Source organism: Pseudomonas sp. GL-B-26, from assembly GCF_019947405.1.
In the GTDB taxonomy this organism is placed as follows: domain Bacteria; phylum Pseudomonadota; class Gammaproteobacteria; order Pseudomonadales; family Pseudomonadaceae; genus Aquipseudomonas.
The window spans coordinates 33,704-48,635 of record NZ_JAGYGJ010000006.1 but is presented as its reverse complement, the minus strand read 5'-3'; the positions used below and the strand labels follow the sequence as shown (position 1 = coordinate 48,635).

The 14,932-nt window shown below is 58.3% G+C and carries 14 protein-coding genes; 4 read left to right on the top strand and 10 right to left on the bottom strand.

Annotated elements, in window-relative coordinates; genetic code table 11:
* Nucleotides 1-54: 54 nt before the first annotated feature.
* The 5 genes from KGB23_RS05765 to colR form a co-directional block, all read right to left on the bottom strand.
* Nucleotides 55-282, bottom strand: coding sequence for a hypothetical protein (locus KGB23_RS05765; protein WP_223430256.1), 228 nt, complete (start codon nucleotides 280-282; stop codon nucleotides 55-57).
* Nucleotides 283-284: 2 nt separating this feature from the next.
* Nucleotides 285-998, bottom strand: coding sequence for a lipopolysaccharide kinase InaA family protein (locus KGB23_RS05760; RefSeq protein WP_223430255.1), 714 nt, complete (start codon nucleotides 996-998; stop codon nucleotides 285-287).
* A 4-nt stretch (nucleotides 999-1,002) separates the two neighbouring features.
* On the bottom strand, nucleotides 1,003-1,671 hold the full coding sequence (locus KGB23_RS05755; protein WP_223430254.1) for a class I SAM-dependent methyltransferase: 669 nt from the start codon (nucleotides 1,669-1,671) through the stop codon (nucleotides 1,003-1,005).
* 162 nt (nucleotides 1,672-1,833) lie between these two features.
* Nucleotides 1,834-3,111: a sensor histidine kinase gene (locus tag KGB23_RS05750; RefSeq protein ID WP_223430253.1), complete on the bottom strand. Its 1,278-nt coding sequence runs from the start codon at nucleotides 3,109-3,111 to the stop codon at nucleotides 1,834-1,836.
* Nucleotides 3,101-3,784 carry a two-component system response regulator ColR gene (gene colR, locus KGB23_RS05745; protein WP_008155536.1) on the bottom strand — a complete coding sequence of 228 codons (684 nt, stop codon included), beginning with the start codon at nucleotides 3,782-3,784 and terminating at the stop codon, nucleotides 3,101-3,103. The genes KGB23_RS05750 and colR overlap by 11 nt, the downstream gene beginning before the upstream one ends.
* Nucleotides 3,785-3,988: 204 nt before the next feature.
* On the opposite strand from colR, the gene KGB23_RS05740 reads away from it, so the two are divergent.
* Together KGB23_RS05740 and KGB23_RS05735 are read left to right on the top strand one after the other, a co-directional pair.
* A complete protein-coding gene (locus KGB23_RS05740; RefSeq protein ID WP_223430252.1) occupies nucleotides 3,989-5,938 on the top strand; it encodes an LTA synthase family protein in 1,950 nt (649 codons plus the stop codon).
* 54 nt (nucleotides 5,939-5,992) lie between these two features.
* Entirely contained in the window at nucleotides 5,993-6,736 is a 744-nt protein-coding gene (locus KGB23_RS05735) for a phosphatase PAP2 family protein (protein ID WP_223430251.1), read from the top strand.
* Between the two features lie 194 nt (nucleotides 6,737-6,930).
* Here KGB23_RS05735 and groL read toward each other — a convergent pair whose 3' ends face one another.
* The 4 genes from groL to KGB23_RS05715 form a co-directional block, all read right to left on the bottom strand.
* A complete protein-coding gene (groL, locus tag KGB23_RS05730) occupies nucleotides 6,931-8,574 on the bottom strand; it encodes a chaperonin GroEL (RefSeq protein WP_008155543.1) in 1,644 nt (547 codons plus the stop codon).
* A gap of 49 nt (nucleotides 8,575-8,623) precedes the next feature.
* The gene (locus tag KGB23_RS05725; protein ID WP_047532658.1) at nucleotides 8,624-8,917 is read right to left on the bottom strand and encodes a co-chaperone GroES; all 294 of its coding nucleotides are present in this window, start codon (nucleotides 8,915-8,917) and stop codon (nucleotides 8,624-8,626) included.
* Between the two features lie 247 nt (nucleotides 8,918-9,164).
* On the bottom strand, nucleotides 9,165-9,641 hold the full coding sequence (locus KGB23_RS05720; protein WP_017340554.1) for an FxsA family protein: 477 nt from the start codon (nucleotides 9,639-9,641) through the stop codon (nucleotides 9,165-9,167).
* Between the two features lie 66 nt (nucleotides 9,642-9,707).
* Nucleotides 9,708-10,439: a HugZ family protein gene (locus KGB23_RS05715; protein ID WP_223430250.1), complete on the bottom strand. Its 732-nt coding sequence runs from the start codon at nucleotides 10,437-10,439 to the stop codon at nucleotides 9,708-9,710.
* 170 nt (nucleotides 10,440-10,609) lie between these two features.
* Here KGB23_RS05715 and KGB23_RS05710 point away from each other — a divergent pair, with 170 nt between their 5' ends.
* Complete coding sequence (locus KGB23_RS05710; protein WP_223430249.1) at nucleotides 10,610-11,368, top strand: SDR family oxidoreductase; 759 nt, start codon at nucleotides 10,610-10,612, stop codon at nucleotides 11,366-11,368.
* 111 nt (nucleotides 11,369-11,479) lie between these two features.
* On the opposite strand, the gene apbC is transcribed toward KGB23_RS05710, so the two are convergent.
* Entirely contained in the window at nucleotides 11,480-12,574 is a 1,095-nt protein-coding gene (gene apbC / locus KGB23_RS05705; RefSeq protein WP_223430248.1) for an iron-sulfur cluster carrier protein ApbC, read from the bottom strand.
* Between the two features lie 236 nt (nucleotides 12,575-12,810).
* Here apbC and metG point away from each other — a divergent pair, with 236 nt between their 5' ends.
* Entirely contained in the window at nucleotides 12,811-14,862 is a 2,052-nt protein-coding gene (gene metG, locus KGB23_RS05700; RefSeq protein ID WP_046047100.1) for a methionine--tRNA ligase, read from the top strand.
* Nucleotides 14,863-14,932: the final 70 nt, after the last annotated feature.

The following is a 14,932-nucleotide window of genomic DNA, read 5'->3' as shown; positions in this document are numbered from 1 at the left end:
AATCAAATAAAAGGCCTCGCATTAGCGAGGCCTTTTATTTGGGCTTCAATCTGTTCAACTTTGCGGCCTCAGTCCTTGAGAAAGTCCGAACATGAACAGCAATAAATCATGATCGGGGCGGGGTGCCACGGATGCCTTGGCAACTCGTGGCAATGGACAATGCGCGTCGCCGCTCACGGAACTGAGGACCTGCGGGCGGGGCTGCTCCCATGCCGCCACCGCCAGTGAAGCAACTGCCAAGGCTCCTATTAAAAATACACCTCGTGCAATTTCGAGTTTCATTGCTATAAACCCTTGATAGCGCTGCCAAACGCCGTCTCATAAAAATAGACGAGTTTTTGCCAGTCCGTCGTGCTGAACGACGAGTGGCGACGCAGTTGCTTCATGTCATGAATCGCCGCTTGCCGTGCGGTCAAACGCTGCCGACATTTCTCCAGATCGATCAAGGCCACTTCAACTTTGGCAGCCTCGCCTTCATCGGTAACGCGTACGAATACGTGCTTGGCGTAAAGGCAGCTGTGCTGCCAGCGGCCCTTGTGCATCCGGGCCAGGTTGTCGGCCAGTTCCTTCAACACTCGATCATGCACGGCCTCACCGTGACGCTCACGACCGCCGCCAGCGTACCAGTGTTCGATTTCCTCGAAGCCGTCCAGCGCCTTGGTGATCAGCAATGCGCGCCATTTATGCACCGGATCGCGCTGTGCACCGCAGAAAACGATTTCTGGAACGCAAACGTTGAGCAGGTTCAGGCCGATGAGCGCATCGCGCTCGCGCAATACCGTCGGCCGACCGAACGGGTGCAGCAAGCTGCGATGGATATGCCCGGATTGACGTTTAACGTACAGCAGCTGTCCATTGCCGCTCACGACGCGCTGCACACCGCTTTCTCCACCGCGACGGGCGTTGGGTTCTTCTACCCATTCACCGCGCTGATTCCAAAAATAATCGAAGCGGTCCTGGGGAGTGACTTCCGTTTCTGCTGCACATTGCACTGCCATTCTGTTACCTCTTGCGTAATACGTAGACCCGCCACATGGCATAGAGCGGTAAAAAGTCCAGTTGTTCCTGGATACGAAAACCCGCCTGCTCAAATTCCTTTTCAACCGTAGCAGCCGGTAACACAAATCGATTTTGGTAACCTTCCTGCTCACGGGTTTTCTCGGCGCGTTTGCGTTTCCACGCCTTGAAATTGCCGTCCACCCACAGAGAAAGGATCACGCTATCACGCGTTACTCGCTCGAATTCACGCAAAATAGCCAGTCGATGCTCGGCTTCACCGATGTGATGGAGCAAACGCATGCAAAAAATGCTGTCGACGGCGTTATCAGGCAAGGCGATGTCGAATGCAGAAGTGTGCAAGGGTTGTACCCGTTTCACCACCTCGGCAGGTTGCGCCTGCATGGCAATCTTCAGCATGGATTCAGAGTTGTCGGCCCCGATGATCGCACGATTGGTTTTTTCCGCCAGCAATGGCCAGAAACGTCCAGCACCACAGGGCAAATCGAGGATCAGCCCCGGCTCACCGGCCAGTGACAACGCCTTGCGCGCCAGTTGCTCGTCACGCCAGTGAGACAGGCGGCGGCCAAGGCCATCCTGGTGTTTGCGCAGGTATCGTTGAGCGTGTTGATCGTCGTATTTTTCGGAAAAATCAAGTTTGATCGGGCCGTCCATTATCAATGGTCTCCTGAGCTGCTGATGGCCCCCAAGATAGGTAGCGCCGTGTCAGCGTCAGGTCATGCCCTTGTGAAAAAAATGTGATGTAAAAGCCCGAATCATTTCGAGGATTTACAGACGAAAACGATTGCACCGGGTTACTGCGCTTCAATCAGGCGATCAGTTATTCGATGACAACTCCACCTGAAAACGACAACCGTTGGGCTCCATATTCGTCAGGCTGACGCTCCAACCCTGGTTTTCACAGATTCGTTGCACCAGCGACAGCCCCAGTCCCAGGCCTTCGCCGCGTTTCTCGCTGCCACGCACGAAGGGCTCGAACATCGCCTCGCGTTTTTCCTCGGGAATGCCCACGCCGCTGTCTTCGACGATGAAACCGGTGGCCGTCAGCGTCAGGCGAATAAAGCCGCGCTCGGTGTAATGCAGCGCATTACGCAGCAGGTTGCCCATGACCGCGTGCATAAGGGTTGCGTTGTAGCAAGTGTCGGCCGGATTGCCCGGTTCAAAGATCAGCGCCAGCCCCTTGGACTCGATCGGCTCGCGCCACAGATTGAGCAGTCCATCGGCGACCTGGTTCAGGGTCTGCTGGGGCGACATGCTGGCGTCTTCACGTTGTGCGCGGGCCAACATCAGAAAGGTTTGCACCAGCTCGCGCATTTCTTCACAGGCGCGGGCGATTCGCTCGACCTGAGCACGTCCACGCTGATCGATACCGGGGTTTTCCAGCAGCAGCTCGCAGGAACTGGCCAGCACCATCAATGGCGTGCGCAGCTCATGGCTGACGTCGCTGGTGAACAACCGTTCGCGGGTCAACGCCTGGCGCAAGCGCCCGAGGGTGGCGTCGAAGGCCACGGCCAATTCGCCCACCTCATCGGCCGCGTAATCCGGCGCCAGCGGTGGCGCCATACCTAACAATTGATCACGGTGACGGACCTGTCGGGCCAGTCGCACCACGGGCGCCATCACTTTGCGCGCCAGTACCCAGCCGAGAAACACCGCCAATGCCAGACTCAGAACGAAGCCCACCAGCACTACGGCAAACAGCACCCGTTCACGCTCTTCGAAATCGCTCTGATCCTGCAACAGCACATAACGCCGGCCGTCGACGACTTCGACCATCGCGTGATACGACAGATGTTCGCGAAACACTTCGTGAAAACCCGACTCCAGATGGCGTAAATCCTTGGGCAACTGAAAATCGCCCGGCCCGCCACTGAAATAGAACAGCTGATCCGGCTCGGGACGATGGCTCCAGTCCGTGACACTGTCCATCAGCAACAGCCGTTGTAAATCGCCCCCCAGACCTGCCGAAATCAGTTTTTCTTCCACCAGGTGCACGGTCGCCACAATACCCATGGCAAAGGTTCCCGCGACCAGTGCGCTCATCAGCGCAAAGGCGATGATGATCCGTTGAGCAAGGCTCTGTTTAAACTCCATCTCGGCCCTCGGCCAAGCGATAACCCACACCGTGCACGGTTTGCAGCAACGGTTTGGCGAACGGCTTGTCGATCACCTGGCGCAATTGATGGACGTGGCTGCGCAGGCTGTCGCTGTCCGGGCAGTCGTCACCCCACAGAGCCTCTTCGAGAATTTCCCGGCGCAGCACATGCGGACTTTTCTGCATCAGCACGGCCAGCAACTTCAGGCCCACCGGGTTGAGTTTGAGCAGACGACCTTCGCGGGTGACTTCCAGGGTGTCGAGGTCGTAGTTCAGATCGCCGACCTGCAACGTACGGCGACCGCCACCCTGGGTGCGACGCATGACCGCCTCGATTCGCGCCGCCAATTCAGACAGGGCAAAGGGTTTGATCAGGTAGTCATCGGCGCCGGATTTAAAGCCTTGCAGCCGGTCGTCCAATTGATCGCGAGCGGTGAGCATGATCACCGGCGTGTCGCGGCGCGCGTCTTCGCGCAGGCGTTTGCAGAGGGTGTAACCGTCGATGCCAGGCAACATGATGTCGAGCACGATCAAGTCGTAATGCTCAGTAGCCGCCAAGTGCAAGCCTGACAAACCGTCCTGCGCGCAATCCACGGTATAACCCTTGAGCCCCAGGTAATCGGCCAGATTGGCCAGGATATCGCGGTTGTCTTCAACCAATAGAATTCGCATGGGTATCTCCTGCGTACACAGTAACGGCCGTCTTGGCCCGCGCAGCTTAAGGCCAAGTGTGACTCAGGGCTAGGGTTACGGTGCCTGGAATCAATCCGCTCAACCAAATGATAGAGTTAACACGTTTTTCACTATCGATTCACAAGCCGACTACAGGGGTGGGGCGAGAATCCCACGCAATTGTTGTTAAGGAATGTACAAACAATGGACCTCTTCAAGACCGCGCCAATGCGCTTTCTCCTGCTCGTGACCGGCACATGGCTGGTCATTTTCTTGCTGACCCGCACGGTGTTGCTGCTCACCCATCTGGACGAGGCCGGTAGCGGATTTCTGTCGGTGTTTGGCATCGGCCTGCTTTACGACCTGGGCTTCATTGCCTACGCAGCGCTGCCGATGGGCCTCTACTTGCTGCTCTGCCCACCGGCCTTGTGGCGCCGCCGCGGCCATCGCTGGTTCCTTCAGGGGCTGCTGACCGTCAGCCTGTTCGCCATGCTGTTCACTTCCGTGGCCGAATGGCTGTTCTGGGATGAGTTTGGTGTGCGATTCAATTTCATCGCCGTCGATTACCTGGTGTACTCCGACGAAGTGTTGAACAACCTGTTGGAGTCTTATCCGATCGGTACGCTGCTGAGCATCCTTGCCGTGTTGGCCGTCACCCTGAGCTTTGCGTTGCGCAAACCTTTCAATGCCGCGCTGGACGCACCGTTGCCGCCATTGCGCGGGCGCCTGCTGAATGCGCTGGGCCTGTTGATTGTCGCAGGCCTGAGCTTGCAACTGCTCAGCCAGGATTCGCCGCGCGCCCAGGGCGGTAATGCCTATCAGAACGAACTGGCGAGCAATGGGCCCTATCAGTTCTTTGCAGCATTCCGTAACAACGAACTGGATTACCCGCAGTTCTACAGCAGCCTGCCGCCGGCAATCGTTGCTCAGCAGATTCGTGCCGAATTGAACGAACCCAACGCACGTTTCATCGGCGAGGATCCGCAGGACATTCGCCGGATGATCGACAACCCGGGCACTGCGCGCAAACCCAACATTGTGCTGGTGACGATTGAAAGCTTCAGCGCCAAGTACATGGGCAGTAACGGTGACAACCGCAACCTGACACCCAACCTCGATGCCTTGCGCAAGCAGAGTCTGTATTTCAACAACTTCTATGCCACCGGCACCCGCACCGATCGCGGCCTTGAGGCCATTACCCTGGCGATCCCGCCAACCCCGGGGCGTTCGATCGTCAAGCGTGTGGGCCGTGAAAGCGGTTTCGCCAGCCTCGGCCAGCAACTCAGCGCCGTGGGTTACGACAGCGTATTCGTCTATGGCGGACGCGGTTACTTCGACAATATGAACGCGTTCTTCAGTGGCAACGGTTACCGTGTGGTGGACCAGAGCAGCGTCGATGAATCAGAGATCCATTTCAAAAATGCCTGGGGCATGGCTGACGAAGACCTGTACAGGCAGACCCTCAAACTGGCCGACGCTGACTATGCGAAACAGCAGCCGTTTCTGCTGCAACTGATGACCACCTCCAATCATCGTCCTTATACCTACCCGGACAACCGGATCGACATCAAATCCGGCAACGGTCGCGACGGCGCGGTGAAGTACACCGACTATGCCATTGGTCAGTTCCTCGATCAGGCGCGCCAGAAGCCGTGGTTTGACAATACAATCTTCGTCTTCGTCGCCGACCACACGGCTGGCAGCGCCGGCATGGAAGACTTGCCGATCAAAAACTATCAGATTCCGCTGTTCATCTATGCACCGAAGCTGATCCACGCACGGGAAACCGCGCAGCTTGCCAGCCAGATCGACCTGGCGCCGACCTTGCTGGGGTTGCTGAATCTGGATTATCAATCAACCTTCTTCGGCCGTAACCTGCTGCAGGACAATCCACTGCCGCCCCGCGTGGTCGTTGGCAATTACCAGCATCTGGGCTTGTTCGACGGCAAGGATTTGGCGATCCTGAGCCCTCGCCAAGGGCTGCGCCGTCATGATGAAGCACTGACCGAGAGCCGCGAGTCCCGGGCCACCGCCAGCGACCCATTGATTGCCCGCGCTATCACCTATTACCAAACCGCCAGTTATGGCTTCAAGCAACAGCTGCTTGGCTGGAGGGCGCCCATGGAGGGCACCGACCAGGTCAGCGAACGTTAATCGAATCGCCCCGGGCTGATGCCCCGGGGCTTTTTCCTTAGTTCAGGATCCACCATGTCATCAACTGCTGTCCGTCCCGCCTCCCTCCCGCTGAATTTCTGGGTATGCCTGGGCGTTCCCGCCATCGCGGCGATCATTCTGGTGCTGCTCGAACTGACGTCCCTGGACATGGACCTTGCCAAGCTGTTCTATGACCCGGTCACGGGGGATTTCATCGGGCGGCACAGTTACTTCCTGGAAGACATCCTGCATGACCGCGCCAAGCAAGTGGTCATCGCCTTCTCGGTGTTGGCCATCTTTGGTTTCATCGCCTCCTTTTTCATGGACAGTCTCAAACCGATCAAACGGGAACTGGGCTGTCTGGTGCTGTCTCTGGCGCTGGCGACCTCCTTTGTCACGCCAGTCAAAGCGGTGACGGCCGTTCAATGCCCGTGGAGCCTTGAGCAGTTCGGTGGTCACGAAACCTATAGCGAACTGCTCAGCCCTCGCCCGCACACCGATAAACCGGGCCGTTGCTGGCCCGGCGGTCATGCGGCAACCGGTTTCACACTGTTTGCGCTGTTCTTTGTCCTGCGCGACCGTCGTCCGCGCCTGGCGCGCAAGGCGTTTGTGTTCGCTTTCGCGCTGGGCACGGTGTTTTCCATCAGCCGGATGATGCAGGGCGCACACTTCTTTTCGCACAACGTGTGGACGGCGATTTTCTGCTGGCTGATTTGTCTGGGGGCGTATTACTACATCCTTTATCGCCCGGCTTCCAAGGCTGAGCGAGAGTCCGAAGCACAACCGGCCAGCGCCTGAAACACAGATCAAAAATGTGGGAGCGGGCTTGCTCGCGAAAGCGGTGTTCCATTCAACACATAAGTTGACTGATCTACCGCCTTCGCGAGCAAGCCCGCTCCCACATTGACTGATGTGACTATCAAAACTCCGGGCAATAAAAAACCCCGCCTGCTTATCGCAGGCGGGGTTTTTTCGTACGGGGTAAGGCTGGCTTACATCATGCCGCCCATGCCGCCCATACCGCCCATGTCTGGCATGCCGCCGCCAGCTGGACCGTCTTCCTTGATCTCAGCGATCATGGCTTCGGTGGTGATCATCAGGCTGGCAATCGACGAAGCCGCTTGCAGAGCCGAACGAGTCACTTTAGCCGGGTCCAGGATACCCATTTCGATCATGTCACCGTATTCGCCGGTAGCAGCGTTGTAACCGTAGTTACCCGAACCCTGCTTGACCTTGTCGACCACTACGCTTGGCTCGTCGCCGGAGTTGGCAACGATCTGACGCAGTGGCGCTTCAACAGCGCGACGCAGCAACTGGATGCCAACATTCTGGTCATCGTTGTCGCCTTTCAGCTCGGAGATTGCCTGCAGAGCGCGAACCAGTGCTACGCCGCCGCCAGGTACCACGCCTTCTTCAACGGCTGCACGGGTAGCGTGCAGGGCGTCTTCAACGCGGGCTTTCTTCTCTTTCATTTCAACTTCGGAACCAGCGCCAACCTTGATCACTGCAACGCCGCCGGACAGCTTGGCCAGACGCTCTTGCAGTTTTTCACGGTCGTAGTCGGACGAAGTGTCGGCCACTTGCTGACGGATCTGCAGAACGCGAGCCTGGATGTCAGCCTCAACGCCGGCACCGTCGATCACGGTGGTGTTTTCTTTGGACAGGATCACGCGCTTGGCATTACCCAGGTGTTCCAGGGTAGTGCTTTCCAGGCTCAGACCGATCTCTTCGGAGATAACGGTACCGCCAGTCAGAACAGCGATGTCCTGCAGCATGGCCTTGCGACGGTCGCCAAAGCCTGGAGCCTTGACGGCTGCGACTTTAACGATGCCACGCATGTTGTTCACAACCAGAGTCGCCAGGGCTTCGCCTTCAACGTCTTCGGCCACGATCAGCAGTGGACGGCCGGCTTTGGCAACGGCTTCCAGTACTGGCAGCATTTCGCGGATGTTCGAGATCTTTTTGTCGACCAGCAGGATCAGCGGACCGTCCAGCTCGGCAGTCATGGTCTCTGGCTTGTTGACGAAGTACGGGGACAGGTAGCCACGGTCGAACTGCATGCCTTCAACAACCGACAGTTCGTTTTCCAGGCCCGAGCCTTCTTCAACGGTGATCACGCCTTCTTTACCGACTTTTTCCATGGCTTCGGCAATGATGTCGCCGATGGAGCTGTCGGAGTTGGCCGAGATGGTGCCGACCTGAGCGATGGCCTTGGTGTCAGCGCAAGGCTTGGACAGGGCTTTCAGCTCTTTGACGATAGCGATGGTCGCTTTGTCGATGCCGCGCTTCAGGTCCATCGGGTTCATGCCGGCAGCGACGGCTTTCAGGCCTTCGTTGACGATCGATTGAGCCAGAACGGTAGCGGTGGTGGTGCCGTCGCCTGCGTCATCGTTGGCACGGGAGGCAACGTCTTTGACCAGCTGCGCGCCCATGTTTTCGAAGCGATCTTTCAGCTCGATTTCTTTGGCAACGGACACGCCGTCCTTGGTGATGGTCGGAGCGCCGAAGCTCTTCTCGATGATCACGTTACGGCCTTTAGGGCCCAGGGTCGCTTTTACTGCGTCAGCCAGGACGTTGACACCGGCGAGCATTTTCTTGCGGGCGGAATCGCCGAATTTAACTTCTTTAGCAGCCATGATCGATATTCCTTAAATACTTTGTAGTAGCGGGAAAATGAGCGGGGAATCAGCCTTCGATAACAGCGAGGATTTCGTTCTCGCTCATTACCAACAGGTCTTCGCCGTCGACTTTCACGGTGTTGCTGCCGGAGTACGGGCCGAACACAACCTTGTCACCCACTTTAACGGCCAGTGCACGCACTTCACCGTTGTCCAGCACGCGGCCGGTACCGACAGCGAGGATCTCGCCGCTGTTGGCTTTTTCAGCAGCCGAACCTGGCAGGACGATACCGCCAGCGGTTTTCTTTTCTTCTTCGCTGCGACGGATGACGACGCGGTCATGCAGAGGACGAAGCTTCATTGTCGATCTCTCCTAATTGTGGTTTTCATCGGCCGGTGTATTCCCGGCGGGTTTAACAAATCCGGCGGTGCCGGGTGCGGTTCGTCGAGCGAACCGCGGAAGTCTGTCTGGCGTAATCGCCAGAAACCTTGCGGTGACCGTTACATAAGGGCGCATAAGCTTATTACAAGGGCGGGGATCGAAATTTTTTACATTGACGCCCCGAAAACGAACACGGCACCCGAAGGTGCCGTGCAGGTGAAACGATTTACTTGGAGTCGCGGTGTTCGAACTCGCCTTCGATCACATTGGGCTCACGCCCCAGCGGCTGCTGCGGAGCAGGACCGCCACGTGGTTGCAGGTCGTCGGCGAACGCACGCTGACGGATCGCCGCTTCTTCGGCACGCTGGCGCATTTTATTGGCCAACAGTCGACGAGAGATCGGCAGCAACATGATCAGACCCAGCACGTCAGTGACGAAGCCCGGCAGGATCAACAGACCACCCGCCAGCGCCAGCATCAAGCCTTCGAGCATGGTCTGGGCCGGCAACTCGCCCCGGTTCAGGCTTTCACGAGCACGCAATGCGGTTGCCAGACCAGCGATACGCAGCACGAACACGCCGAGCATCGAGCCGAGAATGACCAGCAGCAGGGCCGGGAAAAACCCGATCGCCCCGCTGACCTTGACGAATACGAACAGCTCCAACACCGGGAACAGTACAAAGAGCAATAAAAAAGGGCGCATCAAATGGTTCCTCAACGCAAGAATGCCTTGCCAGTCTTCCCTAGATGACGTCGCCGATTCGTGAATTCAAGCGTCGGCCACTTCATTTTTCGGCCAATGTTCGGCGTGAGCCAGGAAAACCAAGGCTTCGCGCACTTGTGTCGGCGTATTACACGGCGCTTGAAACGGCAACCAATAGAGCCCCTGACCAATGCGCAGGTGCATGCCTTCGGTGTCGATACCCGCCAGTTGTGCCGGTTCGGTTTTCGGCAGGCCCGCCAGCTCGACGTAGTGGGCGATGGCTTTGGCGTGATCGGCATTCATGTGCTCGACCATGCTCGCTTCGGCCTTGCCGGCAAACGGGTTGGCCAGCGTTAACTGATCGACCCAGTGAATCGCACCGAAGCCGCCGATGTAACGGTGACGTACCGGTTTGAGCACCCAGAAATCGAAATCGTGGGCCTTGTGGTAGCTCTGCGAATCCGGGAAATAGCGGTAGTAACGCTCAGCCGCCGCTTCGATGGCGGTGTCGTCCTCGAGCTTTTCCGCTTCGGCGAGGTAGGTCAGGCGACCAACGGCTTGTACGTCTTCGGCCCCGCGCTCACCCACAAACAGTGAGCATTTTGGATCCTTCTGCAGGTTATGCGTGTGCTGGGCGATGCGGCTGATAAGGATCAGCGGCCGGCCCTGCTCATCCAGACAGTACGGAACCACGGAGCCAAACGGGAAACCGGGCATCGCCTTGGAGTGTGTCGAGAGTACTCCACGGTATTCCTTGAGAAGCAATTCTCGGGCATTCTTGGCCGCTTCAACGCTCAATTTATGACTCCTTATATAGAATCCGTCGAAAAAACGGACAGGCGCCTGGGGATAAGTTCCAGTACGCCATCGGGGCAGTTCTCATGTGCAGCCAGGCCGCATCAGGTGCAGATCGAGAGGCTACTCTCTGAAAGGAAATCACTCCTCTGATCTGCTATTGGGGCATGCGAATGAAACTCACTGACAAAGTAATCATTATCACCGGCGGTTGCCAGGGTTTAGGCCGTTCCATGGCTGAGTATTTCGCCGGTAAAGGCGCGAAGCTGGCGCTGGTGGACCTGAACCAGGAAAAGCTCGACGACACCGTCGCCGCTTGCACGGCTAAAGGCGTCGAGGCTCGCGCTTATCTGTGCAATGTCGCCAATGAAGAGCAAGTGACGCACATGGTCGCCCAGGTGGCCGAAGACTTCGGCGCGATCCATGGCCTGATCAACAACGCGGGGATCCTGCGCGATGGCTTGCTGATCAAGGTCAAGGACGGCGAGATGACCAAAATGAGCCTGGCCCAGTGGCAGTCGGTCATCGACGTCAACCTCACCGGCGTATTCCTGTGCACCCGTGAAGTCGCGGCCAAAATGATCGAGCTGAACAACAGCGGCGCGATCATTAATATCTCGTCGATCTCCCGTGCCGGCAACGCCGGCCAGACCAACTACTCCGCCGCCAAGGCCGGTGTCGCTGCGGCGACCGTGACCTGGGCCAAGGAATTGGCACGCTACGGTATTCGTGTGGCAGCCATTGCACCGGGCTTTATCGAAACCGAAATGACGCTGAGCATGAAGCCTGAGGCGCTGGAGAAGATAACGTCCGCGATTCCACTCAAGCGCATGGGCACGCCTGAAGAGATCGCCCATTCAGCGGTCTACATTTTCGAAAACGACTACTACAACGGGCGGATTATCGAGTTGGATGGCGGGTTACGGATTTAAAGCAAGATCAAAAGATCGCAGCCTCGCTTCGCTCGACAGCTCCTACATGGATTGGCTTAATACCTGTAGGAGCTGTCGAGCGAAGCGAGGCTGCGATCTTTTTTCAGCGAATCAATCGTCGCTGATCGTGATGTTCGGCATGGCCGGTGTCGCCGCTTCCTGCAACACGATTCGTGCGCCGACATGGCGGGCCAGTTCCTGGTAAACCATCGCAATCGGACTGTCAGGCTCGGCGATCACCGTTGGCTTGCCGCCGTCGGCCTGTTCGCGGATGGCCATCGCCAGCGGCAACGAAGCCAGCAGCTCGACGCCGTACTGGTTGGCCAGTTTCACACCACCGCCCTCACCGAACAGATGCTCTGCATGCCCGCAGTTGGAGCAGATGTGCACGGCCATGTTTTCCACCACGCCCAGCACCGGGATGTTGACCTTGCGGAACATCTCCACGCCCTTGCGTGCGTCCAGCAATGCCAGATCTTGTGGCGTGGTAACGATCACCGCGCCGGCCACCGGGACTTTCTGCGCCAGAGTCAGCTGGATGTCGCCGGTGCCTGGCGGCATGTCGATGACCAGGTAATCCAGGTCGCCCCAGGCGGTCTGAGTGACGAGTTGCAACAAGGCGCCGGAAACCATCGGTCCGCGCCAGACCATCGGCGTGTTGTCGTCGGTCAGGAACGCCATGGACATGACTTCGACACCATGGGACTCGATCGGAATAAACCACTTCTGATCCTTGACCTTCGGTCGGGTGCCTTCGGGGATGCCGAACATGATGCCCTGGCTCGGTCCGTAAATGTCCGCGTCGAGAATTCCGACCTTGGCGCCTTCGCGGGCCAGGGCCAGGGCCAGGTTGGCGGCGGTGGTGGATTTACCCACACCGCCCTTGCCGGACGCCACGGCCACCACGTTCTTGACGTTGGCCAGCCCCGGGATCTGCGCTTGAGCCTTGTGCGCGGCAATGACACTGGTGATCTCGACGCGGGCGACGGTCACGCCGTCCAGCCCTTCAATGGCCATTTGCAGCAACTGCGCCCAGCCACTCTTGAACAGACCGGCGGCGTAACCCAGCTCCAGCTGGACGCTGACGCGATCACCCTGAATGTCGATGCCGCGTACGCACCCGGCGCTGACCGGGTCCTGGTTCAGGTAAGGGTCGGTGTATTGGCGAAGGACGGCTTCCACCGCTGCGCGATTGACGGCGCTCATGGGCAACTCCGATAGCAAGACTGGAAAATCAGGCGGGTATCGTACCTGTTCTATAGTCCGGACGGCATGCTTTCAGGATGTGACAAACAACCCATGGTCAAATGCTACCTGTAGCAGCTGGCGAAGCCTGCGTTCGGCAGCTGCTACAAAGGTCCGCGGTGCCGGTAGCGGGGGTGAAAAATATGCGCCGGCGCTTTATAGTGGCCGACCTCCGTTTCATCAAGTAGCCGAGCCCCATGTCCGAGCCACGCAAGATCCTCGTCACCAGCGCCCTGCCCTATGCCAATGGTTCGATCCATCTTGGCCACATGCTGGAATACATCCAGACCGATATGTGGGTGCGCTTCCAGAAGCACCGCGGCAATCAATGCATTTATGTCTGCGCCGACGACGCCCACGGTTCGGCCATCATGCTGCGCGCGGAAAAGGAAGGCATCACCCCGGAACAACTGATCGCCAACGTCCAGGCTGAACACAGCGCCGACTTTGCCGAGTTCCTGGTGGACTTCGACAACTTCCACTCCACTCACGCCGAAGAAAACCGTGAGCTGTCGAGCCAGATCTACCTGAAGCTGCGCGACGCCGGGCATATCGCCCAGCGTTCGATCACTCAGTACTTCGACCCGGAAAAGAAAATGTTCCTGGCCGACCGCTTCATCAAGGGCACCTGCCCGAAATGCGGCACCGAAGACCAGTACGGCGACAACTGCGAAAAATGCGGTGCGACTTACGCGCCAACCGACCTGAAGGATCCGAAGTCGGCGATCTCTGGCGCCACTCCGGTGCTCAAGGATTCCCAGCACTTCTTCTTCAAGCTGCCGGACTTCCAGGAAATGCTGCAAGCCTGGACCCGCAGCGGCACCCTGCAAGAGGCCGTGGCGAACAAGATCGCCGAATGGCTGGACGCCGGCCTGCAACAGTGGGACATCTCCCGCGATGCGCCGTACTTCGGTTTCGAAATCCCTGACGAGCCAGGCAAATACTTCTATGTCTGGCTGGACGCGCCGATCGGCTACATGGCCAGCTTCAAGAACCTCTGCGACCGCACGCCTACACTTGATTTCGACGCGTTCTGGGGCAAGGATTCCACCGCCGAGCTGTACCATTTCATCGGCAAGGACATCGTCAACTTCCACGCCCTGTTCTGGCCAGCCATGCTCGAAGGCGCCGGTTTCCGTAAACCGACCGGCATCAACGTGCACGGTTACCTGACCGTCAACGGTCAGAAAATGTCCAAATCCCGCGGTACCTTCATCAAGGCCCGGACCTATCTCGACCACCTGTCGCCGGAATACCTGCGCTACTACTACGCGGCGAAGCTGAGCCGTGGCGTCGACGACCTCGACCTGAACCTTGAAGACTTCGTGCAGAAGGTCAACTCGGACCTGGTCGGCAAAGTCGTCAACATCGCCAGCCGTTGCGCCGGTTTCATCCATAAAGGCAACGCCGGTGTATTGGTGGCGGGTAATGCCGCGCCGGAACTGACCGAAGCGTTCCTGGCCGCAGCGCCGAGCATCGCCGAAGCCTACGAGGCTCGCGACTTCGCCCGTGCCATGCGCGAGATCATGGGCCTGGCCGACCGTGCCAATGCCTGGATCGCCGACAAGGCGCCTTGGTCGCTGAACAAACAGGAAGGCAAGCAAGACGAAGTCCAGGCCATCTGCGCCCTGGGTGTGAACCTGTTCCGCCAGCTGGTGATCTTCCTCAAGCCGGTGCTGCCGCTGCTGGCCGCCGACGCCGAGGCGTTCCTGAACGTCGCGCCGCTGACCTGGAACGACCACGCCACCTTGCTCAGCAACCATCAGCTGAACGAGTTCAAACCGCTGATGACCCGTATCGACCCGGTGAAAGTGCAAGCCATGAGCGACGCCTCGAAAGAAGACCTGACCGCCAGCGCTACCGACACCGGCGACGCTGCACCTGCCGGCAATGGCGAACTGGCCAAGGATCCGCTGTCGCCGGAAATCGAGTTCGATGCCTTTGCCGCTGTCGACCTGCGCGTCGCCCTGATCCTCAAGGCCGAACACGTGGAAGGTGCCGACAAACTGCTGCGCCTGACCCTGGACATCGGTGACGAGCAACGCAACGTGTTCTCCGGGATCAAGAGCGCTTATCCGGATCCGTCCAAGCTCAATGGTCGTCTGACCATGATGATCGCCAACCTCAAGCCACGGAAAATGAAGTTCGGCATCTCCGAAGGCATGGTGATGGCGGCCGGCCCTGGCGGTGAAGAAATCTACCTGCTCAGCCCTGACAGCGGCGCCAAACCAGGTCAGCGCATCAAGTAAGGCTCTGCTGTAAACCGATCCCACAGTCGTACCTGCTGCGACTGTGGGATTTTCATGTCTGGCCCACCCT

What these genes read in the sequence shown, in the direction of transcription:
- KGB23_RS05720 (WP_017340554.1), bottom strand. Translation starts at nt 9,641, where the DNA reads ATGCGCCCTTTTTTATTGCTCTTTGTACTGTTCCCGGTGTTGGAGCTG.
- KGB23_RS05735 (WP_223430251.1), top strand. Translation starts at nt 5,993, where the DNA reads ATGTCATCAACTGCTGTCCGTCCCGCCTCCCTCCCGCTGAATTTCTGG.
- apbC (WP_223430248.1), bottom strand. Translation starts at nt 12,574, where the DNA reads ATGAGCGCCGTCAATCGCGCAGCGGTGGAAGCCGTCCTTCGCCAATAC.
- KGB23_RS05725 (WP_047532658.1), bottom strand. Translation starts at nt 8,917, where the DNA reads ATGAAGCTTCGTCCTCTGCATGACCGCGTCGTCATCCGTCGCAGCGAA.
- KGB23_RS05765 (WP_223430256.1), bottom strand. Translation starts at nt 282, where the DNA reads ATGAAACTCGAAATTGCACGAGGTGTATTTTTAATAGGAGCCTTGGCA.
- metG (WP_046047100.1), top strand. Translation starts at nt 12,811, where the DNA reads ATGTCCGAGCCACGCAAGATCCTCGTCACCAGCGCCCTGCCCTATGCC.
- KGB23_RS05710 (WP_223430249.1), top strand. Translation starts at nt 10,610, where the DNA reads ATGAAACTCACTGACAAAGTAATCATTATCACCGGCGGTTGCCAGGGT.
- KGB23_RS05760 (WP_223430255.1), bottom strand. Translation starts at nt 998, where the DNA reads ATGGCAGTGCAATGTGCAGCAGAAACGGAAGTCACTCCCCAGGACCGC.
- KGB23_RS05755 (WP_223430254.1), bottom strand. Translation starts at nt 1,671, where the DNA reads ATGGACGGCCCGATCAAACTTGATTTTTCCGAAAAATACGACGATCAA.
- KGB23_RS05750 (WP_223430253.1), bottom strand. Translation starts at nt 3,111, where the DNA reads ATGGAGTTTAAACAGAGCCTTGCTCAACGGATCATCATCGCCTTTGCG.
- groL (WP_008155543.1), bottom strand. Translation starts at nt 8,574, where the DNA reads ATGGCTGCTAAAGAAGTTAAATTCGGCGATTCCGCCCGCAAGAAAATG.
- KGB23_RS05740 (WP_223430252.1), top strand. Translation starts at nt 3,989, where the DNA reads ATGGACCTCTTCAAGACCGCGCCAATGCGCTTTCTCCTGCTCGTGACC.
- colR (WP_008155536.1), bottom strand. Translation starts at nt 3,784, where the DNA reads ATGCGAATTCTATTGGTTGAAGACAACCGCGATATCCTGGCCAATCTG.